This is a genomic window from Kitasatospora sp. NPDC032121 (assembly GCF_055580145.1).
In genome coordinates, this window is sequence record NZ_JBVILX010000001.1 from 652,231 (window position 1) to 673,338 (window position 21,108).

Here is a 21,108-nt window from a genome sequence, read left to right on the forward strand (position 1 = left end):
CGGACGGCCTCCGGCTGCGGATGTCCGGGCCCGGGTGCAGACTCGCAGGTGGCCGGGGTGGCGCGTGGGCGCGCCCGATGGAACCGTCCCGGTCCCTCCGCGTCGAAGGAGCACCCCGCAATGCTCACCACCGACTTCCCCATCGGCTCGCCCTGCTGGATCGACCTGGGCAGCCCGGACATCCCCGCCACCGCCGCGTTCTACGGCAAGGTGTTCGGCTGGACCTTCCAGGAGGTCCCCGAGGCCGGCGGCTACGGGCTCCTCCATTTGGACAGCAGGATTGTCGGCGCCATCGGCAACCTCGACCCGGGCGCGCGGTCCGCCTGGACGACGTACTTCCGCACCAGGGACGCGGACGCCACCGTGAAGGCCGCCGAGCAGGCCGGCGCGACCGTCCGGGTGCCGCCGATGGACGTGATGCAGGAGGGCCGGTTCGCCGCCCTCACCGATCCCCAGGGCGCCGAGTTCGCCCTCTGGCAGTCCGGCGGCACCACCGGGCTGGGCGCCGTCTCCGAGGAGGGCGCCCTGGTCTGGTCCGAGCTGCACACCTCCGCCCCGGACGTCGCCCTCGCCTTCTACGAGAAGCTCTTCGGCTGGCGGATGCAGAAGTTCGAGCCGTCGCCGGGCATGACCTACCGGGTGCTCTCCGCCGCCGAGGGCGACCAGGAGGCCACCAGCTTCGGCGGCATCGCCCCGACCATGTCCCCGGAGCAGCCCTCCGCCTGGACGCCGTACTTCGCCTCCGAGGACGTGGACGCGCGGGTGGCCGCCGCGACGGCGGCCGGCGGCTCGGTGCTGATGCAGGCCACGGACGTGGAGAACGTCGGCCGGATCGCCTGGCTGGCCGACCCGAACGGCGCCCCGTTCGCGCTGATCCACGGCAAGCCGCGGGAGTCCTGAACACCCGGGAGTCCCGAGCACACGGGAGTCCCGAGCACACGGCGAGGGCCCGCGGTTCCCGGAACCGCGGGCCCTCGTCACGCACGCAGCGTCACCGCACCGGGTGCCCGGCCTCCCGCAGCGCGCCCTTGACCTCACCGATCCGCAGGTCCCCGAAGTGGAACACGCTGGCGGCCAGCACCGCGTCCGCGCCCGCGTCGACGGCCGGCGCGAAGTCCGCGAGCTTGCCCGCCCCGCCGGAGGCGATCACCGGCACCGAGACGGCCTTGCGCACGGCCCGGATCATCTCCAGGTCGTAGCCGTCCTTGGTGCCGTCCGCGTCCATCGAGTTGAGCAGGATCTCGCCCGCGCCCAACTCGGCGGCGCGGCCCGCCCATTCGACGGCGTCCAGGCCGGTGCCCTGCCGCCCGCCGTGGGTGGTGACCTCGAAGCCGGACGGCGTCTCGGTGCCCTCGGGGCAGCGCCGGGCGTCCACCGAGAGCACCAGGACCTGCCGCCCGAACCGCTGGGCGATCTCGCGGACCAGCTCCGGCCGGGCGATGGCCGCGGTGTTGACGCCGACCTTGTCGGCGCCGGCCCGCAGCAGCTTGTCGACGTCCTCGACGGCGCGGATGCCGCCGCCGACCGTCAGCGGGATGAAGACCTGCTCGGCGGTGCGGCGGACCACGTCGTAGGTGGTCTCCCGGTCGCCGGAGGAGGCGGTGATGTCGAGGAAGGTCAGCTCGTCGGCGCCCTCGGCGTCGTAGAGCTTGGCCATCTCGACCGGGTCCCCCGCGTCGCGCAGGTTCTGGAAGTTGACGCCCTTGACCACCCGCCCGGCGTCGACGTCCAGGCAGGGGATGACACGTACTGCGAGGGTCACGGCTGTTTGCCTTCCAGGGGTTCCGGGGATTCCAGGGGCTTCGGGGGCTCCTGGGTTTCCAGGATCCTTGCCAGCCCGGATCGGTACGCGTCGAGTTCGACCTCGACCAGCATCCGGGAGTCGATCAGTCCCTCGACGACCACCATGGTGGCCGCCGGGCGGGCGGCGTCGAAGAGTTCGCGGTGGGCCCGGCCCACCTCCTCGGCGTCGCGGACGTGGGTGATGTACATCCGGGTGCGCACCACGTCCTGCGCGGTCAGACCGTACGCGGCCAGGGCGTGGAGCCCGACGCCGAACGCGGCGAGGGTCTGCCGGTACGGGTCCCCCTCGTGCTCGATCCGGCCGTCCACCCAGGCGGTGGAGCCGGCCACGTGCACGTGGTCACCCGCGGCGACCGCCCGGGCGTAGCCGAACTCGTCCTCCCAGGGGGAGAATCCACCGACCCTGCCGCGTACGATCCGACCGTCCGTCATCCGGAAACCGCCTCCAGGGCCTCTTCGAGGGTGAACTTCTGCTCGTAGAGTGCCTTGCCCACGATGGCGCCCTCGACACCCTCGGCGACGAGCGAGGCGATCGCCCGCAGGTCGTCGAGCGAGGAGACGCCGCCGGAGGCGACGACGGGCTTGTCGGTCGCGGCGCAGACGTCGCGCAGCAGCTGGAGGTTGGGGCCGGTCAGGGTGCCGTCGCGGTTGACGTCGGTGACGACGTAGCGGGCGCAGCCCTCCCGGTCGAGGCGCTCCAGCACCTCGAAGAGCTGGCCGCCGTCGCGGGTCCAGCCGCGGCCGCGCAGGGTGGTGCCGACCACGTCCAGGCCGACGGCGATCTTGTCGCCGTGCTCGGAGATGGCCTTGGCGACCCACTCCGGGGCCTCCAGGGCGGCGGTGCCGAGGTTGACCCGGGTGCAGCCGGTGGCGAGCGCGCGGGCGAGCGACTCGTCGTCGCGGATGCCGCCGGACAGCTCGACCTTGACGTCCAGCTGTGCGGTGACCTCGCGCAGCAGCTCGTAGTTCGAGCCGGTGCCGAAGGCGGCGTCCAGGTCGACCAGGTGCAGCCACTCGGCGCCGGCGTTCTGCCAGGCGAGGGCGGCGGCGAGCGGCTCGCCGAAGGAGGTCTCGGTGCCGGAGGCGCCCTTGACCAGACGGACGGCCTGACCGTCGCGGACGTCGACGGCGGGCAGCAGTTCGAGGCTCATCAGAGATCCAACTCTCAGAAAGTCAGAGGGTGTTGACCCAGTTGGTCAGCAGGGCGGCGCCGGCGTCGCCGGACTTCTCGGGGTGGAACTGGGTGGCCCAGAGCGGGCCGTTCTCGACGGCCGCGACGAACGGCTGCCCGTGGGTGGCCCAGGTGACCAGCGGCGCGTTGATCCGCGCGCTGTGGGTCTCCAGTTCCCAGTGCCGCACCCCGTAGGAGTGCACGAAGTAGAAGCGGGTCTCGGGGTCGAGGCCGGCGAACATCCGGCTGCCCTCGGGGGCGTCCACGGTGTTCCAGCCCATGTGCGGGACGACGGGGGCCTCCAGCGGCTCCACGGTGCCCGGCCACTCGTCGCAGCCGGCCGTCTCCACGCCGTGCTCGACCCCCTTCTCGAAGAGGATCTGCATGCCGACGCAGATGCCCATGACCGGTCGGCCCCCGGCGAGCCGGCGGCCGATGATCCAGTCCCCGCGGACGGACCTGAGTCCGCGCATGCAGGCCTCGAAGGCCCCCACGCCGGGGACGAGCAGGCCGTCCGCGGCCATCGCGGTGTCGTAGTCGGAGCTGACGGTGACGTCCGCTCCGGTCCGCTCCAGGGCGCGCTGCGCGGAGCGGAGGTTGCCGGAGCCGTAGTCGAGGACGACGACGTTCTTGCCCATGTTCAGGTGTCCAGTCTCTCTGCGGCGGGCGGCGGGTCTACAGGCGCATGAGGCCGGAGGCCAGGCACATCACGGAGCCGAAGGCGAGCACCAGGATGACGCCCTTCGACTGCTTCTGCTTCCAGAAGGAGATGACTCCGCCGGCCAGGAAGAGGCCGACGAAGATGAGGATCATCGCGGTGTTGCTCACAGCGCACCCTTGGTCGACGGGAGGATTCCGGCCGCGCGCGGGTCGCGCTCGGCGGCGTAGCGCAGCGCCCGGGCCAGCGCCTTGAACTGGCACTCCACGATGTGGTGCGCGTTGCGCCCGTACGGCACGTGGACGTGCAGCGCGATCTGCGCCTGGGCCACGAAGGACTCCAGGATGTGCCGGGTCATGGTGGTGTCGTACGAGCCGATCATCGGCGCGATGCCCTCGGGCTCGGTGTGCACCAGGTACGGCCGGCCGGAGAGGTCCACGGTGACCTGGGCGAGCGACTCGTCCAGCGGCACCGTGCAGTTGCCGAAGCGGTAGATGCCCACCTTGTCGCCGAGCGCCTGCTTGAAGGCGGCGCCGAGCGCGAGGGCGGTGTCCTCGATGGTGTGGTGGGTGTCGATGTGCAGGTCGCCGTCGGTCTTGACGGTGAGGTCGAACAGGCCGTGCCGGCCGAGCTGGTCGAGCATGTGGTCGTAGAAGCCGACGCCCGTGGAGATGTCGGTCCTCCCGGTGCCGTCGAGGTCTATCTCGACCAGGACCGAGGTCTCCTTGGTGGTGCGCTCGACGCGTCCGATGCGGGACATGGGGTTACAGCTCCTTGATCACGAAACGGACGGCGTCCAGGAAGGCGTCGTTCTCGGCGGGCGTGCCGGCGGTGACGCGCAGCCACCCGGGGACGCCGTTGTCGCGGACCAGGACGCCCTGGTCCAGGATCGCCTGCCACACCGCGTGGGTGTCGGCGAAGCGGCCGAACTGGACGAAGTTGGCGTCCGAGTCGGTGACCTCCAGGCCCATCCCGCGCAGCGCGTCGACCAGCCGGTCGCGCTCCTCCTTGAGCCGCCCGACGTACCCGAGCAGGGTGTCGGTGTGCTCCAGGCAGGCCAGCGCGGTGGCCTGGGTGACGGCCGACAGGTGGTACGGCAGGCGCACCAGCTGCACCGCGTCCACCACGGCCGGGTCGGCGGCCAGGTAGCCCAGGCGCAGCCCGGCCGCGCCGAAGGCCTTGGACATGGTGCGGCTGACCACCAGGTTGGGCCGGCCCTCGATCAGCGGTAGCAGCGAGGCGCGGTGCGAGAACTCGACGTACGCCTCGTCCACCACGACCAGGCTGGGCCGGGCGGCCTGCGCGGCCTCGTACAGCCGCAGCACGGTGTCGGCGTCCACGGCGGTGCCGGTCGGGTTGTTGGGCGAGCAGACGAACACCACGTTGGGTCGGTGCTCCGCGATGGCGGCGACGGCGGCGTCCACGTCGATGGTGAAGTCGTCGTTGCGCGGCCCGGAGATCCAGGCGGTGCCGGTGCCCCGGGAGATCAGCGCGTGCATGGAGTACGAGGGCTCGAAGCCGAGCGCGCTGCGGCCGGGGCCGCCGAAGGTCTGCAGCAGCTGCTGGAGCACCTCGTTGGAGCCGTTGGCGGCCCACACCTGCGCCCGGCCGACCGGGAAGCCGGTGGTCTCGGCGAGGTACGCGGCGAGGCCCTCGCGCAGCTCGACCGCGTCCCGGTCGGGGTAGCGGTTCAACCCGCGGGCGGCCTCGGCGACGCGCTCGGCGATCCGGGCCACCAGTTCCTCGGGCAGCGGGTACGGGTTCTCGTTGGTGTTCAGCTGGACGGGCACGTCCAGCTGCGGCGCGCCGTACGGGGACTGCCCGCGCAGCTCGTCGCGGACGGGGAGGTCGTCGATGCGGGTCATGTGGGTCACGAGCCCGGCACCGTCCAGTCGAAGCGGGCCTTGATCGCGTCCCCGTGCCCCGGCAGGTCCTCGGCGTTCGCCAGGTTGACCACGTGCGCGGCGACGTCCGCCAGCGCGTCCCGGTCGTACTCGACGACCTGGACGCCGCGCAGGAAGGTCTGCACCGACAGCCCGGAGGAGTGGCAGGCGCAGCCGCCGGTCGGCAGCACGTGGTTGGAGCCGGCCGCGTAGTCGCCCAGCGAGACCGGGGTCCAGCGGCCGATGAAGATCGCGCCGGCGTTGACCACCCGGGCCGCCACCGCGTGCGCGTCACGGGTCTGGATCTCCAGGTGCTCGGCCGCGTACGCGTTGACCACGGCGAGGCCCTGCTCCAGGTCGTCGACCAGGATGATGCCGGACTGCTTGCCGCCCAGCGCCTCGGCCACCCGCTCGGAGTGCTTGGTCCGCGCGACCTGCGCGGCCAGCTCGGCCTCGACGGCGTCGGCGAGCGCCGGGGAGTCGGTGACCAGCACCGAGCCGGAGGTCGGGCCGTGCTCGGCCTGACTGATCAGGTCGGCGGCGACGTCGGACGCCAGCGCGCTGTCGTCGGCGAGGACGGCGATCTCGGTCGGCCCGGCCTCGGAGTCGATGCCGATCCGGCCGGCGAAGTAGCGCTTGGCGGCGGCCACGTAGATGTTGCCCGGGCCGGTCACCATGGTGACCGGCGCGCACTCCTCGGTGCCGAGGGCGAACATCGCGACCGCCTGGGCGCCGCCGACGGCGTAGACCTCGTCCACGCCGAGCAGCGCGCAGGCCGCCAGGATGGTCGGGTGGACGCGTCCGCCGAACTCCTTCTGCGGCGGGGAGGTGACCGCGATGCCCCGGACACCCGCCTCCTGGGCCGGCACCACGTTCATCACCACGGAGGACGGGTAGACCGCCAGCCCGCCCGGCACGTACAGGCCGACCCGCTCGACCGGCACCCAGCGCTGGGTGACGGTGCCGCCCGGCACCACCTGGGTGGTGTGCCCGGTGCGGCGCTGGTCCGCGTGCACGGCGCGGGCCCGGCGGATCGACTCCTCCAGCGCGGCCCGCACCTTCGGGTCCAGCGTCTCCAGCGCGGCGGTGAGCTGCTCGGCCGGGACACGGGTCGACTCCAGCCGGACGCCGTCGAAGCGCTCGGTGATCTCGATCAGTGCCGCGACCCCGCGATGGCGTACGTCCTCGGCGATCGGCCGCACCTTCTCCAGGGCGGCCGCGACGTCGAACTCGGCACGGGGCAGCAGGTCACGCGGGTCGTCCAGCGAGCCGCGGAGGTCGATTCGAGAGATCACGCCACCCAGTGTAAGGAGTGGCCGGAACCGCTGGTCCCGCATTTCAGTCCGTGATACGAAAGGCGAGACGACCGGGGGACGGGGGAAACCATGGCGGAGCGTGCTCCGGAGGGCTGGACGGGGGTCGAGCAGCGACTCTGGGAGGCTTACCGCCAAGGTGTGATCCTGGACCTGCGAACGGGCGACGCGGACGCCGACGACCCCTTCGGCGACGCCGACTGGGGCCCCGAGCGCACCGTCCGCGCCGAGGTGCTCGCCCACCTGCTGCTGGCCGGCCCGCGGCCCGCCCCCGGGCGGGTCGCCTCGCTGCGGTTCAGCGGTGTGCTGGTCACCGGCGCGCTCAACCTGGCCGGCGCCGCCATAGACCGCTACATCGAGCTCCACGAGTGCCGCTTCGAGCACAAGATCCTGCTCTCCGAGGCCTCGGCGCCGACGCTGCGCTTCGTGAACTGCCTGATCCCCCGGCTGGAGGCCTCCCGGCTCTCCACCACCGGTGACCTCCACCTGGCCCGCTGCCGCCTCCCCGACGGCATCCGGCTCACCGACTCCAAGATCGGCACCGACCTGCTGCTCAACCAGACCCGGGTCGGCGGCGACCGCTACGGCCGGGCCGTCTCCGCCGACGGGATCACCGTCAACCAGGACTTCGAAGCCGAACGCCTGGAGGCCCGGGGCGAGTTGAGCATACGCACGGCCCGAATAGGCGGCCGGCTGTCGCTGCGCGGCGCCCAGCTGCACGCCGACCGCCGGCACAGCCGCACCTGCCTCAACGCCGTCCGGGTCACCATCGGCCACACCCTCTACCTGACCGGCTCCGCCGACCTCGGCTGGACCGGCTCCCGCGGCTACTACGGCTCCGGCTACGGCGAGGTCCCGCCGGCCGACGGCCCCGTCACCCCGTTCCGGGCCTTCGGCCGGGTCCGGCTGTCCGACTCCCGCTTCGAGGGCGCCTGCCTGATCTCCGGCGAGTTCCACCTGGAGGACGACGACGAGCTCTCGCTGCGCCGCATCCAGACCCCCGAGCTGCGGTTCTCCTGCGACTTCCGCCCCACCGGCACCGTCTCGCTCTCCCGCGCCCGGGTCGGCAACCTGGTCGACAGGCCGCACGCCTGGCCGCTCGGCAAGCACCTGGGCCTCACCGGTTTCGTCTACGAGAACCTGCGCCCGATCAGCACGTTCACCGTCCAGCAGCGGATCGCCTGGCTGGAGGGCTCCTCGGTGGACTTCCAGCCCGAGTCCTACGAGCAGCTGGCCGCCGCCCTGCGCCGCGACGGCGCCGACGACGACGCCCGCGAGGTGCTCTACGCCAAGCAGCGCCGGCGCCGCCGCACGCTGCCGCTGCCCGCCCGCGTCTGGGGCGCGGTCCAGGACGCCACCGTCGGCTACGGCTACCGGCCCGGCCGGGCGGGCCTGTGGCTGCTGCTCGCCTGGATCCTCGGCAGCCTCTGGTTCGCCTCCCACCCGCCGGAGCCGCTCAAGGCCGACGAGCGCCCGCACTGGAACCCGGTGCTGTACACCCTGAACCAGCTGCTGCCGATCGTGGACCTCAGCCAGGGCGGCTGGAACCCGGGCGGCCTCTCCCAGTGGATCTCCGCCGGGCTGGTCGTCATCGGCTGGCTGCTCGCCTCCACGGTCGTCGCCGGCGCCACGCGGATGCTCCAGCGTGGCTGAGCCGGGCGGCGGCGGGGGCCGCCGACCGGGTGGCCTCGTCATCCGTGCGACAAGGCCCCCGTCCGGGGAACTACGCTGTCCGCCGTGACAGAACGGCTGCCGCTCTTCCCGCTGAACACCGTGCTCTACCCGGGCCTGGTGCTGCCCCTGAACGTCTTCGAGGAGCGCTACCGCCGTCTCGTCGCCGACCTGCTCGAACGCTCCGAGGACACCCCCCGGCGGTTCGGCGTGCTCGCGATCAGGGACGGCCGGGAGGTCGCGCCGGTCAGACCCGAGGAGGGCCCGGCCGGCCCGCTGGACGGCCTCGGCACCGCCACCGGGGACCCGCTGGAGGCGCTGTTCCACATCGGCTGCGTCGCCGACGTCGCCTCCGTCGAGCACCAGCCGGACGGCCGCTACGAGCTGCTGGTCACCGGCACCACCCGGTTCCGGCTGCGCTCGGCGGACGTCTCCGGCCCGTACCTGACCGGCGAGATCGAGCCGATCGACGAGCTCCCCGGCGAGGGCTCCGGCGCCCTGGCCTCCGAGGTCGAGCGGGCGTTCCGGGTCTACCAGAAGCGCCTGGCCGGCGCCCGCGAGGCCAGCACCGTCGGCCGCCAGGAGCTGCCGGACGACCCCCAGGTGCTCTCCTACCTGGTCGCCGCCGCCTCGGTGTTCGAGACCCCGGTCAAGCAGCGGCTGCTCGCCTGCCCGGACACCGCCCAGCGGCTGCGCGCCGAACTCGACCTGCTGCGCCGCGAGACCGCCGTCCTCAGCTGGCTGCCCTCGCTGCCCGCCGCCGACCTCACCCGCCAGCGCTTCAGCCCCAACTGACCGAGGAGCCCGAGGACCCCGCATGGCCAAGAAGAGCAGGAAGGGCGGGCAGGGCACCCCCGCCACCGTCGCCCTGGAAGCCGCCGCCGTCCCGTTCACCGTGCACGCCTACGACCACGACCCGGCCGCCGCCTCCTACGGCGGCGAGGCCGCCGAGGCCCTCGGCGTCACGCCCGAGCGGGTCTTCAAGACCCTCGTCGCCGACGTGGACGGCACCCTCACCGTCGGTGTGGTCCCGGTCGCCGGCCAGCTCGACCTCAAGGCCCTGGCGGCGGCCGTCGGCGGCAAGCGCGCCGCCATGGCCGACCCGGCCGCCGCCGAGCGCAGCAGCGGCTACGTCCGCGGCGGCATCTCCCCGCTGGGCCAGCGCCGCCCGCTGCGCACCGTCGTCGACGCCAGCGCGCTCGGCCACCCCACCGTCTACGTCTCGGCGGGCCGCCGCGGCCTCGAAGTGGAACTCGCCCCCGCCGACCTGGTCGCGCTCACCGGGGCCCACACCGCCGCCATCGCCCGCTGAACCCACTGAATCCACCGAACCCACTGAACCCGCTGAGCCCGCCGCACCGGGCCCCCTGAGCCCACCAGCGCCCGCGCCCGGCGGTCAGCGGTCAGCGCTCCGGGCCGCTCCCCGTCCCCGGCCCGGCCCACTGCCCCGTCGGCGTGCCCTGCGGAGTGCCCGTCGGCGTGTCCGTCGGTGTGCCCTGCGGAGTGCCCGTCGGCGGCACCCCCAGCGGAGCCTGCGCGACCGGCGCCCAGTACGGCGGCGGGTCCTCCTCGCGCTTGCCGAACGCGGCCGAGAGCAGGAGCAGCACCACCATCGCCGTCATCGGCCAGACCAGCAGCGCCCCCAGCGCCCCCAGGTCGATGCTCGCGTCGAAGTGGCCGCCGTCGCCGACCCGCCGGGCCTGGCCGATCAGGTCGCCGCTCGGCCCGAGCCACCGCCCGATCCGCCAGGCCCCGATCGATCCGAGCAGCCCGCCGACGGTCAGCCCCACCGCGACCGCGATGCCGCCGCCGCGCCGACGGGTCACCAGGAAGGCCCCGAGCGCGGTCAGGATCCCGGCCCCCAGCGCGATGAGCACGAACACCGCGTCGGCCCCGGCCCGCTGCTCGCCCTCGGGGTCGGCGTAGAGGATGCGGTCCCCGTCCACCAGCAGCGGCACCTTCGGCGCCAGCCAGGCCCACAGCCCGGCCACCACCAGTGCGGCCACCAGACAGGCGACCACGACACCGGCACCGACCCGCACCTCCGGCAGCAGCCGCTTCCCGAGCGGAGTCGCCCCCTCCCCGAAGGCGGTGGCGCCGTGCGCCGGCGGCGCGAACGGGTCGGGCGCTGCGTCCGGCTCCGCCTGCGCATCGGCGGGGGCGGGATCCGGAGGTGTGTTCGGTACGGTCACAGGCCCCATCGTTTCACGACGGCCACTCGAACGACCCACCACCGTACCCACGGAACCGGGACGGTCCCGCCACGGGACGCCCCTACCGCGAGACCGCCCGCCGGTACGCCCAGGTGGCGACGGCCAGCGACACCACGCCCACCCCCGCGCAGACCGCGAGGTCCCCGAGCACCAGCGCCCAGTCCGGATCCGGCGCGAAGGTCCGCGCGAAGGCGTCCACCCCGTACGTGGACGGCAGCAGGTCCCGCAGCCACTGCACCGGCTGCGGCAGGTGGTCCGCCGGCAGCACCCCCAGCAGCAGGGCGGCCGACATCCCGAGCTGCCCGAGCATCGTCGCGATCTCCTGCCGCGGCGCCAGCAGCCCGCAGGCCGCCCCCAGCCCCGACAGCGCGGCCCCGGCCAGCGGCACGACCGCCAGCAGCACCCACAGCTGCCCGAGCGGCAGCCCGAACGTCACCGCCCCGAACGCCGCCGTGGCGAGCGTCCCCGGCAGGGTGAAGGAGGCGTACGCGGCGGCCGTCCCCAGCACCACCGAGGCGGCCGGCACCGGCAGCGTCGCGTAGTGGTCGAGCCCGCCGGTGGCCCGCAGCTTCCCGAAGTACTGGGCGAGCAGGTTCAGCGCCACGAAGGCCACCACCAGCACGCTCGAGCCGGCGACCACCGACCGCGCCTCCGAGGACTGCCCGGCGTCCACCACGCCCCGCATCATCACCAGGATGCCGACGGACTGGAAGGTGGCCACGAACAGCAGCGGGATGCGCGCCACCCGCGCCCGGGCGAGCTGCGCCCGGTACACGGCCGCGAGCGCCGGCAGCAGCCCGGCCGCGGGGGCGAGCGGAGCGGGGGCGGCCGTGGACCGGCGGGTCTCCGGCGGCACCGAGAGCAGTGTCACTTGGCCAGTCCTCCGTGGCGGCCGCCCAGCTTGAGGTAGGCGTCCTCAAGGCTCGGGGTGGCGAGGGTGAAGTCGTCGAGCGCGGCGAAGGCCGGGCCGGTGGTGACGGCGGCGACCAGTTCGCGGGCCTGCTCGGGGGTGGTGCGGACGGTCCAGCGGCGCCCGGTGCACTCGGCCCGTTCGCGCAGCGCGGCGACGGCGGGCACGCCGACCGGCGCCTCGTCCCGCCAGACCAGGTCCAGCCGGACGTCGCCGTCCACCAGTGCCTTGAGCCCGCCGGGCGTGTCGCAGGCGATCACCCGGCCGTCGTCCACCACGGCGACCCGGTCGAGCACCGTCTCCGCCTCGATCACGTTGTGGGTGACCAGCAGCACCGTCGTCCCGTGCTCGGCGCGCCGCCGGTCCACGGCGCTCCATACGGCCCGCCGGGCGACGGGGTCCATGCCGGTGGTGGGCTCGTCCAGGACGAGCAGCGGCCGCTCCCCCACCAGGGTGGCGGCGAAGCAGGCGAGCCGCCGCTGTCCGCCGGACAGCTTGGCGAGCGGCCGGGTGGCGATCGGCTCCAGCCCGAGCTCGGCCAGCACGTCCGCGGCCGCGCCGCGGGCCTGCGCCCGGGTGAGTCCGCGCAGCCGTCCGGTGGTCTCGGCGGCGAGCGCCACCGTCAGCTCGTCCAGCGCGGTGGATTCCTGCCCGAGGTAGCCGAGCAGCCGGGCGGCCCGGTCGGGGTGCCGCACGATGTCGTGGCCGAGGAGTTCGACGGATCCCGAGTCGGGGCGCAGCAGCCCGGTGAGCTGGCGCACCAGCGTCGACTTCCCGGCTCCGTTCGGCCCGAGCAGCCCGAAGATCTCGCCCTGGCGGACGGTGAGGCTGATGCCGTCGTTGGCCCGGATCTCGGTGGCGGCCGCGCCGCGTCCGCTGCGGTAGGTCCTGACCAGGTCGCGTACGGCCACGCACGGCTGGGGTTCCTCGGGTGCTCGCCCGGCCGTCTCGTTCACGACCGAAGACTCTACGCGCTCATACGGGCGAACCGGACAAGGGGGCCCTCGGGCCGGTCGGGTCGGCTCAGTCCTCGACGACCATCGACCCGCCCGGCACCCGCGCCGCCAGTTCCTTCCAGAACCCGGCCCGGATGGCGTAGCGGTCGTGTTCGTCGATCTGGTCGTCCTTGTGCGCCAGCAGTCCGAAGCGGGCGGCGTAGCGCAGCAGCTCGCCGTCCACCCGGTGCGGGATGCGCGGGTAGTCGGGCCAGAGCACGGTGAGTCTCTCGTTGTCGCCGAGGCGTTCGCTCCAGCGGCGGGCGAAGACCTGGCCGACCTCGTGGGCGTCGCCGCCGATGGAGGTGATGTCCTCCTCGCGGTCGGCCCAGCGCTGTTCGGCGGTGGTGAGCTGGGCGAGGGTGGGCAAGCTGTCGCCGGCGGTGACGGCGGGCTCCGGGGCGGGCCGGTCCACCCAGCCCCGGTCGGAGGACCAGCGCAGCACCGGCCCGCCCTGCGCGGCGGCGGCGTGCCCGTTGGCGGCGTGGCCGTTGGTGCCGCTCGCCACCGGGGTGACCGGGGTGACGGAGGGGGCGCGCCCGGCCAGGTCCTTCGGTGTCGGCACGACCTTGAGCGCGGCCGCGGCCGGCTGCGGCCGTCCGTCGGCGGCGGGGGCGGCGCTCTCCGGGGCCGCGGCGGCTGCCTCGGCGGCGGCCGGGCGGACCACCGGCGGCACCACGGTGGGCAGCGTGGCGGGCGGGGCGGCCGGCGGGGCGGCGAGGATCTTGGCGATCTCCTGCCGGGCGCCCGGGGCCGGGAACAGGCTGGAGTGCTCGCGCAGCGAGAAGGACCCCTCGATCCACTCGCGGTCCAGCACCCGCCGCTCGTCCGCCTCGCCGACCAGGTCCTCGGACTGGTTGAAGTCGCCGTCGGCGGCCTGCAGGGCCCACAGGTGGACGGCCACTCCGTGTTCCTTGGCGGTCATCATGCCGGGCAGCAGGTCCCCGTCGCCGGTGATCAGCACGACGTCGGCGCAGGCCCGGTTGCGGGCGAGTTCGGAGAGTTCGGCGTGCATCGCGGCGTCCACGCCCTTCTGCACCCAGCGCCCCTCGGCCCGGGTGAGCGCGCCCAGCCGTACGGTGACCCGGGGCAGCACCCGCAGCCGCCTGTGCTCGGGCATCGGGCGCCGGTCGGGCGCGGCGTCGAACCAGTAGATCCGCAGCAGCGGCAGCCCGGTCTCGGCCTCGGCCCGCTCGCGCAGTGCGGTGATCAGGGCCGTGTGGTTCACGGTGACCCTGGAACGGGACGGATCCCCGGCGAGCAGGCTGGCGGCGGCGCCCAGCAGGTATCCGGCGTCCACCAGGACGACACAGCGGTCCATCGCGCACCTCTTTTCGCTCGCCCTCGGAATCAGTCGGGTGGATCGATTCGGGAACGGGCCGGTCGGCCCGTCGTCCCGACGTGCCGAGGTGAGGGGCCCCCGTCGCCGCCCGATCGTTGGGTCCCCTTTTACCCGCGGTTCGCCCGCCGAACCTCGCCGCTTGTCCCGGTACCGCAACAGCCGTCCGGGCCGGGAGCGAACAGAAGCGAGGACGGGCCCCGTACAACGACGGGGCCCGCCCTGGGTCACGCGGCGGTGTTCCGGACGGCGGACACCGGTGGTCCGGCCGGTGCGGCTCGGCCGGGGACGCTCAGCCCCTGAGCTCGGCGGCGACCAGCTCGGCCAGCTGGACGGCGTTCAGCGCGGCGCCCTTGCGCAGGTTGTCGTTCGAGACGAACAGCGACAGGCCGTTGTCCACCGTCTCGTCCGCCCGGACGCGGCCGACGTAGCTCGGATCCCGGCCGGCGGCCTGGAGCGGGGTGGGGATGTCGGACAGCTCGACGCCGGGGGCGCCGTCGAGCAGCTCGACGGCGCGCTCGGGGCTGATCGGGCGCTCGAAGCGGGCGTTGATCTGCAGCGAGTGGCCGGAGAAGACCGGGACGCGCACGCAGGTGCCGGAGACCTTCAGCTCGGGGATGCCGAGGATCTTGCGGCTCTCGTGGCGGAGCTTCTGCTCCTCGTCGGTCTCGTTGGAGCCGTCGTCCACGAGGGATCCGGCCAGCGGCACCACGTTGAAGGCGATCGGTCGCGCGTAGACCCTGGGCTCGGGGAACTCGACGGCACCGCCGTCGTGGGCGAGCCCGGCGGCTCCCTCCACGACCTTGGCGGCCTGGTCCTGCAGCTCGGCGACGCCGGCCACACCGCTGCCGGAGACGGCCTGGTAGGTGGAGACGACGAGCGCGGCCAGGCCGGCCTCCTCGTGCAGCGGGCGCAGCACGGGCATGGCGGCCATGGTGGTGCAGTTCGGGTTGGCGATGATGCCCTTGGGGCGGTCCGCGACGGCCTCCGGGTTGACCTCGGAGACGACCAGCGGGACCTCGGGGTCGCGGCGCCAGGCGGAGGAGTTGTCGATCACGACGGCACCGGCCGCGGCGACCTTGGGGGCCAGGGCCTTGGAGGTCGAGCCGCCGGCCGAGAAGATCACGATGTCGAGGCCGGTGTAGTCGGCCGTGGCCGCGTCCTCGACGGTGACCTCGGTGCCCTGCCAGGGCAGCGTGCGCCCGGCCGAGCGGGCCGAGGCGAACAGCCGCAGCTGCTCCACCGGAAAGTTGCGCTCCGCCAGGATCTCGCGGACCACGCCGCCGACCTGGCCGGTGGCACCGACAATGCCGATCTTCATCTCCGACTACTCCTCTGAATGGTGCTGTTCACGGCCGCACTCCGTCCATCATGCCTTGTCACGCGGGTGCGGCGGCCTGGCGTTCCACGGTGTGAGAGGCCGCCCGGGCGGACCCTAGTGGTCCAGACCACTGGCGAGGGCCAGCGCGGCGCGGACCTCCGCCTCCCCGGCCGGCAGCAGCGGCAGCCGCACGTCGGGGGTCGGGATGCGGCCCTGGGCGTGCAGCACACCCTTGGTGACCGTCGGGTTCGGCGCGGTGAACGCGGACAGCGCCAGGCCGGTCAGCCGGTGCCCGAGCGCCCGAGCCCGCGCCACGTCCCCGGCCTGCCAGGCCTCGACCAGCTCGACGAACCGGCCGGTCGCCAGGTGGGCGGAGGCGAGGATGCCACCGGCCGCGCCGAGCGCCAGCATCGGCGAGAGGTACGCGTCCTCGCCGGTGAGGAACGCGAACCCCACGGGGGCGTCGGCGAGCAGTTCGGCGGCCGTCTGGTCCAGCCCGCCGGTCGCGTACTTGACGCCCACCACGCCCTCGATCGCGGCGAGTTCGCGCAGCGCGGCGGTGGAGAGCTGCTGCCCGGTGCGGTACGGGATGTGGTAGACGACCAGCGGCAGCGGGCTGCTCGCGGCCAGCGCCCGGAAGTGCGCGACCGTCCCGGCCTCGCCGGCCCGGACGAAGGACGGCGTGGTGACCAGCGCCGCGGCCTGCGGCACCCGCGCGCCGAGCGCGGCCAGCGCCTCGCCGACGGCCCGGGTGTCGCCGCCGGAGGCGCCGACGGTCAGCTGCGCCCCGCGCGCGGCGCAGGCGGCCGCGGCGACGTCCACCACCGCGTCCCGCTCCCCGGCGGTCAGCGCGGCCGGCTCACCGGTGGTGCCGAGGGCGACCAGCCCGGCCGCGCCGGCGTCCAGGAGCTCGTACGAGAGCTTCTCCAGCGCGTCGAGGGCGACGGAGCCGTCGGCGGCGAAGGGGGTGATCAGGGGGACGTGGATGCCCTTGAGTTCCATGCCCACGATCCTGCGGCGTGCCGATCGCCCAGGTCCAGTTCACATTTCCGACGCTACTCGTAAGCTGAGCCGATGCTCGGGCCGGTGCCCGGGCCGGTGCCCGACTAGGCTGGACCGATGCTGGACGTCCGACGCCTGCGCCTGCTGCGCGAACTCGCCCACCTCGGCACCATCGCGGCCGTCGCCGAGGCGCTCTCCTTCAGCCCCTCGGCCGTGTCCCAGCAGCTATCCGTCCTGGAGAAGGAGGCGGGCGTCCCGCTGCTGGAGCGCACCGGGCGGCGGGTCACCCTCACCCCGGCGGGGCGCAACCTGGTCCGGCACGCCGAGGCCGTGCTCGCCCTGCTGGAGCAGGCCGGCGCCGAACTCGCCCACACCAAGCGGGGGTTGGCCGGCCCACTGCGGATCGGCACCTACCCCTCGGCGGCCCGGGCGATCATCCCGGGGGTGCTCGCCGAACTGGCGAGCTGGCACCCGGGGCTGGAGCCGATGGTCACCGAGGTGGACCCGGCGGCCGTCGGCGCGGCGCTGCGGGCGGGCGAGCTGGACGTGGCGCTGGTGCACGAGTACGACCTCGTCCCGACCGACCCGGAGCCGGGCCTCGCGGTGACCCGCCCGGTCTTCACCGAACCCATGTACCTGGCCGCCCGCGTCCCGGGCACCGTCGCCGAGCAGCGCGCCGCGCCGTGGATCATGTCGCCGCCCGACACGCTCTGCCACACCATGGCCGTCCGCGCCTGCGAGGCGGCGGGCTTCGCACCCCGGATCCGGCACCAGATCGACGACTTCACCACCGTGCTGGCCCTGGTGGCGGCCGGCCAGGGCGTCGCCCTGGTGCCCCACCTGGGCACGGCCGGACTCCCGCCCGGCGTCGTCCTCACCCGCCTGCCGATGTACCGCCGCACCCGCGCCGCCTTCCGCGCCGGCGCCGGCTCCCACCCGGCCATCTCCGCCTTCGTCTCGGCCCTGCACACGGCCGTCCCACCTGGCCTCGGCAGCGGCACCTGACACCCCCGCACCCTCCCGACGCCGCCCACCGCCGCTCCCCCGCCAGCAGCTCCCCGTTCCCCTCGCCCCCGCGCCCCCTCCCCACAACAGAAGTCCCCGCGCCCGAAGGGGCGCGGGGAACTGCGCGAAGCGGAAGGCCGCTACCCGCACTCGAGCACCGGCAGCCGCTCCCGGCCGCCGCCCGGCCTCACCCCGCCAGACAGCTCGGCCCGAGCAGCTGCTTCAGATCCCCGAACAGCGCCGGGTCCGACTTCACCCGGTGCCGGTCCAACCGCAGCACCGTGGTCTTGTTGCGGCCCTCCAGCCGCACCCGCACCTCGGTGGTGCCGCGGTGGCTCCCGAGCACCTCGCCGAGCCGGGCCACCAGCGGCGGGGTGATCTTCCCGCTCGGGATGTTGATGGTGATCGGCGCCTCGGCGTGGGCGTTCGACAGGTCGGGGACGGACAGCTCCATCCCCATCAGCCTCGGCACGTCCTCCCGCTTGTCCAGCTTGCCGCGCACGAACACCACGGCGTCCTCGACCAGTTGCGAGGACACCAGCTGGTAGCTCGCCGGGAAGAACATGCAGTCGATGGACCCCGCGAGGTCCTCCACCGTGGCGATCGCCCACGCGTTGCCCTGCTTGGTCATCTTCCGCTGGAGGCCCGAGATGATGCCGCCGATGGTGACGATCGTCCCGTCCGGCCGCTCCGCGAGGTCGGCCACCGCGCAGTCCGCCTTGTCGGCGAGCACGTGCTCGATGCCGTGCAGCGGGTGCGAGGAGACGTACAGGCCGAGCATCTCCCGCTCCTGGGTGAGCAGGAAGGACTTCTCCCACTCCTCCTCGGAGAAGACGACGTCCAGCCCGAAGCTCGGCTCGTCCGTGGTGGCGTCGCCGCCGAAGAGGTCGAACTGTCCCTCGGCCTCCTTGCGCTTCACGCCGACGACGTTGTCGATCATCGGCTCGAACTGCGCGCTCAGGCCCTTGCGGGTGTGCCCGAGCGAGTCGAACGCACCGGCCTTGATCAGCGATTCGACGGTCCGCTTGTTGCAGACCACTGACTCCACCTTGTCCAGGAAGTCGGGGAAGGACGCGAACTTCCCCTTCGCCTTCCGGGTCCGGATCATCGAGTCGACCACCGGCCCACCGACGTTGCGGATGGCGGTCAGGCCGAAGCGGACCAGGGTGTCACCGTGCGGGGTGAAGTCCGAGTCCGACTCGTTGACGTCCGGCGGCAGCACCTGGATGCCCATCTTGCGGCACTCGTTGAGGTAGACCGCGGACTTGTCCTTGTCGTCCTTGACGGAGGTGAGCAGGCCGGACATGTACTCGGCCGGGTAGTTGGCCTTGAGGTAGGCGGTCCAGTAGGAGACCAGCCCGTAGCCGGCGGTGTGCGCTTTGTTGAACGCGTAGCCGGAGAAGGGGACGAGGACGTCCCACACGGCCTGGATGGCCGCGTCGGAGTAGCCGCGCTCGCGGCAGCCCTTCTGGAAGGGGACGAACTCCGCCTCCAGGATCTCCTTCTTCTTCTTGCCCATCGCCCGGCGCAGCAGGTCGGCCTGGCCGAGGGAGTAGCCGGCCAGGATCTGCGCGGCCTTCTGCACCTGCTCCTGGTAGACGATCAGGCCGTACGTCGGCCGGAGCACCTCTTCCAGGGGCTTCTCCAGCTCCGGGTGGATCGGGGTGATCTCCTGCTGCCCGTTCTTGCGCAGCGCGTAGTTCGTATGGGAGTTGACGCCCATCGGGCCCGGGCGGTACAGCGCCAGGACGGCGGAGATGTCCTCGAAGTTGTCGGGCTTCATCAGGCGCAGCAGCGAGCGCATCGGCCCGCCGTCGAGCTGGAAGACGCCGAGCGTGTCGCCGCGGGCGAGGAGTTCGTAGGTCGGCTTGTCGTCCAGGGGCAGATCAAGCAGGTTGATCTTGATGCCCTTGTTCTTCTCGATCGCCTTGACGGCGTCGTCCATGATCGTCAGGTTGCGCAGGCCGAGGAAGTCCATCTTGAGGAGGCCGAGGCTCTCACAAGTGGGGTAGTCGAACTGCGTGATGGTGACGCCGTCGGTGTGCCGGGTCCAGACCGGGATGTGGTCGGTCAGCGGCTCGGCGGACATGATGACGCCCGCGGCGTGAACGCCGGGCTGGCGGATCAGGCCCTCGATGCCGCGCGCGGTGTCGATGACCTTCCGGACGTCCGGGTCGGTCTCGTACAGCCCGCGGATCTCCCCGGCCTCGCTGTAGCGCGGGTGCGAGGGGTCGGTGATGCCGGAGAGCGGGATGCCCTTGCCCATGACGTCCGGCGGCATCGCCTTGGTGATCCGGTCGCCCATCGCGTACGGGTAGCCGAGGACGCGCGAGGAGTCCTTGATGGCGGCCTTCGCCTTGATGGTGCCGTACGTGACGATCATGGCGACCTTGTCGGATCCCCACTTCTCGGTCACGTAGCGGATCACGTCACCGCGCCGGCGCTCGTCGAAGTCGATGTCGACGTCGGGCATGGAGATGCGCTCGGGGTTGAGGAAGCGCTCGAAGATCAGGCCGTGCGGGATGGGGTCGAGGTCGGTGATGCCCATCGCGTACGCGACCAGCGAGCCGGCCGCCGAACCACGGCCGGGGCCCACCGCGATGCCCTGGCTCTTGGCCCACATGATGAAGTCGGCGACCACGAGGAAGTACGCCGGGAACCCCATCTGGATGATGGTGTCCATCTCGTACTCGGCGAGCTTCTTGTGCTCCTCGTCGTACCCGTTCGGGAAGCGCCAGTCCATCCCCTCCCAGACCTTGGACTTGAAGAAGTCCGCCTCGGACTCGAAGCCCTCCGGGATGGGGAAGCGGGGCATCAGGTTCTTGAACTTGAACATGCCCTCGGTGTCGACCCGGGAGGCGACGAGGAGCTGGCTGTTGCGGCAGCCCTCCTGCCAGGCGTCGGAGGAGTCGAGGGCGTACATCTCGGCCGCGGACTTGATGTAGTAGCCGGTGCCGTCGAAGCGGAAGCGGTCCGGGTCCGAGAGGTTCTTGCCGGTCTGGACGCAGAGCAGCAGGTCGTGCGCGCCGGCGTCGGCCTCGGTGGTGTAGTGCGAGTCGTTGGTGACGACCGGGGGGATGCCCAGCTTCCTGCTGATCTCCAGCAGCCCGTCGCGGACCCGCTTCTCGATGTCGAGGCCGTGGTCCATCAGCTCCAGGAAGTAGTTCTCCTTGCCGAAGATGTCCTGGTAGTCGGCGGCCGACTTGAGGGCCTCGTCGAACTGGCCGAGGCGCAGCCGGGTCTGCACCTCGCCGGAGGGGCAGCCGGTGGTGGCCATCAGGCCGCCGGAGAGCTCGGAGATCAGCTCCTTGTCCATCCGGGGCCACTTCACCAGCCAGCCCTCGGCGTAGGAGCGCGAGGTCAGCTTGAAGAGGTTGTGCAGGCCCTCCTTGTTGCGGGCCCAGATGGTCTTGTGGGTGTACGCGCCGGACGCGGAGACGTCGTCCCGCTTCTGGTGCGGCTGGCCCCACAGGATGCGCTTGGTGTTGGAGCGGGACTCCGGGGCGACGTACGCCTCAATGCCGATGACGGGCGTGATGCCGGCGGCGGTGGCCTGCTTGTGGAACTCGGCGGCGCCGTACATGTTGCCGTGGTCGGTCATGGCCACGTGGGTCTGACCGAGGCGCTCGACCTCCTTGAACATCTGCTTCAGCCGGGCGGCACCGTCCAGCATCGAGTACTCGGTGTGGACGTGCAGATGCGCGAACGGCTGGTCGCTCAAGGCGGGGCCTCCGGAGGCTCTGGTGCTGGTCTGGTGGGCCGGCGAACGTGCAGCTCACAGGGAATGCCCTGGAAATGGATGTGGCCCGGAGCGCCTCTCGGGG

Annotated in this window: 20 protein-coding genes; 5 read left to right on the top strand and 15 right to left on the bottom strand. The window is 73.0% G+C overall.

Annotated elements, in window-relative coordinates; genetic code table 11:
• The first annotated feature begins 120 nt into the window (after positions 1 to 120).
• Positions 121 to 900 (top strand): VOC family protein, encoded by a 780-nt coding sequence (locus tag ACZ5OX_RS03000; protein ID WP_465628465.1) that lies wholly within the window; start codon positions 121 to 123, stop codon positions 898 to 900.
• A 91-nt stretch (positions 901 to 991) separates the two neighbouring features.
• On the opposite strand, the gene hisF is transcribed toward ACZ5OX_RS03000, so the two are convergent.
• Genes hisF through hisD form a run of 8 tightly spaced genes read right to left on the bottom strand, consistent with a single transcriptional unit; the run spans position 992 to position 6,810 of the window.
• Positions 992 to 1,762, bottom strand: coding sequence for an imidazole glycerol phosphate synthase subunit HisF (hisF, locus tag ACZ5OX_RS03005; protein WP_392869253.1), 771 nt, complete (start codon positions 1,760 to 1,762; stop codon positions 992 to 994).
• Complete coding sequence (locus tag ACZ5OX_RS03010; protein WP_465628466.1) at positions 1,759 to 2,235, bottom strand: RidA family protein; 477 nt, start codon at positions 2,233 to 2,235, stop codon at positions 1,759 to 1,761. The genes hisF and ACZ5OX_RS03010 overlap by 4 nt, the downstream gene beginning before the upstream one ends.
• Positions 2,232 to 2,954 (bottom strand): bifunctional 1-(5-phosphoribosyl)-5-((5-phosphoribosylamino)methylideneamino)imidazole-4-carboxamide isomerase/phosphoribosylanthranilate isomerase PriA, encoded by a 723-nt coding sequence (gene priA / locus ACZ5OX_RS03015; RefSeq protein ID WP_402405251.1) that lies wholly within the window; start codon positions 2,952 to 2,954, stop codon positions 2,232 to 2,234. The genes ACZ5OX_RS03010 and priA overlap by 4 nt, the downstream gene beginning before the upstream one ends.
• A 22-nt stretch (positions 2,955 to 2,976) precedes the next feature.
• Positions 2,977 to 3,612, bottom strand: a complete 636-nt coding sequence (gene hisH, locus ACZ5OX_RS03020) for an imidazole glycerol phosphate synthase subunit HisH (protein WP_449789810.1) — start codon at positions 3,610 to 3,612, stop codon at positions 2,977 to 2,979.
• Positions 3,613 to 3,649: 37 nt separating this feature from the next.
• A complete protein-coding gene (locus tag ACZ5OX_RS03025; protein ID WP_449789859.1) occupies positions 3,650 to 3,802 on the bottom strand; it encodes a hypothetical protein in 153 nt (50 codons plus the stop codon).
• Positions 3,799 to 4,392 carry an imidazoleglycerol-phosphate dehydratase HisB gene (gene hisB / locus ACZ5OX_RS03030; protein ID WP_049650368.1) on the bottom strand — a complete coding sequence of 198 codons (594 nt, stop codon included), beginning with the start codon at positions 4,390 to 4,392 and terminating at the stop codon, positions 3,799 to 3,801. The genes ACZ5OX_RS03025 and hisB overlap by 4 nt, the downstream gene beginning before the upstream one ends.
• Positions 4,393 to 4,396: 4 nt before the next feature.
• Positions 4,397 to 5,497 carry a histidinol-phosphate transaminase gene (locus ACZ5OX_RS03035; protein ID WP_465628886.1) on the bottom strand — a complete coding sequence of 367 codons (1,101 nt, stop codon included), beginning with the start codon at positions 5,495 to 5,497 and terminating at the stop codon, positions 4,397 to 4,399.
• Positions 5,498 to 5,502: 5 nt separating this feature from the next.
• Positions 5,503 to 6,810 carry a histidinol dehydrogenase gene (gene hisD / locus ACZ5OX_RS03040; protein WP_465628468.1) on the bottom strand — a complete coding sequence of 436 codons (1,308 nt, stop codon included), beginning with the start codon at positions 6,808 to 6,810 and terminating at the stop codon, positions 5,503 to 5,505.
• A gap of 90 nt (positions 6,811 to 6,900) precedes the next feature.
• Here hisD and ACZ5OX_RS03045 point away from each other — a divergent pair, with 90 nt between their 5' ends.
• The 3 genes from ACZ5OX_RS03045 (at position 6,901) to ybaK (ending at position 9,811) form a co-directional block, all read left to right on the top strand.
• Complete coding sequence (locus ACZ5OX_RS03045) at positions 6,901 to 8,481, top strand: oxidoreductase (protein ID WP_465628469.1); 1,581 nt, start codon at positions 6,901 to 6,903, stop codon at positions 8,479 to 8,481.
• Positions 8,482 to 8,565: 84 nt separating this feature from the next.
• Positions 8,566 to 9,294, top strand: coding sequence for an LON peptidase substrate-binding domain-containing protein (locus ACZ5OX_RS03050; protein ID WP_465628471.1), 729 nt, complete (start codon positions 8,566 to 8,568; stop codon positions 9,292 to 9,294).
• Between the two features lie 22 nt (positions 9,295 to 9,316).
• Entirely contained in the window at positions 9,317 to 9,811 is a 495-nt protein-coding gene (ybaK, locus tag ACZ5OX_RS03055; RefSeq protein ID WP_392869269.1) for a Cys-tRNA(Pro) deacylase, read from the top strand.
• A gap of 91 nt (positions 9,812 to 9,902) precedes the next feature.
• Here ybaK and ACZ5OX_RS03060 read toward each other — a convergent pair whose 3' ends face one another.
• From ACZ5OX_RS03060 to ACZ5OX_RS03085, 6 genes are all read right to left on the bottom strand, one after another.
• Entirely contained in the window at positions 9,903 to 10,691 is a 789-nt protein-coding gene (locus ACZ5OX_RS03060) for a hypothetical protein (RefSeq protein ID WP_465628473.1), read from the bottom strand.
• Positions 10,692 to 10,773: 82 nt separating this feature from the next.
• Entirely contained in the window at positions 10,774 to 11,583 is an 810-nt protein-coding gene (locus ACZ5OX_RS03065) for an ABC transporter permease (RefSeq protein WP_402405262.1), read from the bottom strand.
• Positions 11,580 to 12,578 (bottom strand): ABC transporter ATP-binding protein, encoded by a 999-nt coding sequence (locus tag ACZ5OX_RS03070; protein ID WP_392869275.1) that lies wholly within the window; start codon positions 12,576 to 12,578, stop codon positions 11,580 to 11,582. The genes ACZ5OX_RS03065 and ACZ5OX_RS03070 overlap by 4 nt, the downstream gene beginning before the upstream one ends.
• A 67-nt stretch (positions 12,579 to 12,645) precedes the next feature.
• A complete protein-coding gene (locus ACZ5OX_RS03075) occupies positions 12,646 to 13,938 on the bottom strand; it encodes an NYN domain-containing protein (protein WP_465628475.1) in 1,293 nt (430 codons plus the stop codon).
• Positions 13,939 to 14,248: 310 nt separating this feature from the next.
• Positions 14,249 to 15,277 (bottom strand): aspartate-semialdehyde dehydrogenase, encoded by a 1,029-nt coding sequence (locus ACZ5OX_RS03080; protein ID WP_392869278.1) that lies wholly within the window; start codon positions 15,275 to 15,277, stop codon positions 14,249 to 14,251.
• Between the two features lie 114 nt (positions 15,278 to 15,391).
• On the bottom strand, positions 15,392 to 16,279 hold the full coding sequence (locus ACZ5OX_RS03085; protein ID WP_465628477.1) for a dihydrodipicolinate synthase family protein: 888 nt from the start codon (positions 16,277 to 16,279) through the stop codon (positions 15,392 to 15,394).
• A 117-nt stretch (positions 16,280 to 16,396) separates the two neighbouring features.
• Here ACZ5OX_RS03085 and ACZ5OX_RS03090 point away from each other — a divergent pair, with 117 nt between their 5' ends.
• Positions 16,397 to 17,284, top strand: coding sequence for a LysR family transcriptional regulator (locus tag ACZ5OX_RS03090; protein ID WP_392869282.1), 888 nt, complete (start codon positions 16,397 to 16,399; stop codon positions 17,282 to 17,284).
• A 187-nt stretch (positions 17,285 to 17,471) separates the two neighbouring features.
• On the opposite strand, the gene dnaE is transcribed toward ACZ5OX_RS03090, so the two are convergent.
• Positions 17,472 to 21,005 (bottom strand): DNA polymerase III subunit alpha, encoded by a 3,534-nt coding sequence (dnaE, locus tag ACZ5OX_RS03095; protein WP_465628479.1) that lies wholly within the window; start codon positions 21,003 to 21,005, stop codon positions 17,472 to 17,474.
• Positions 21,006 to 21,108: the final 103 nt, after the last annotated feature.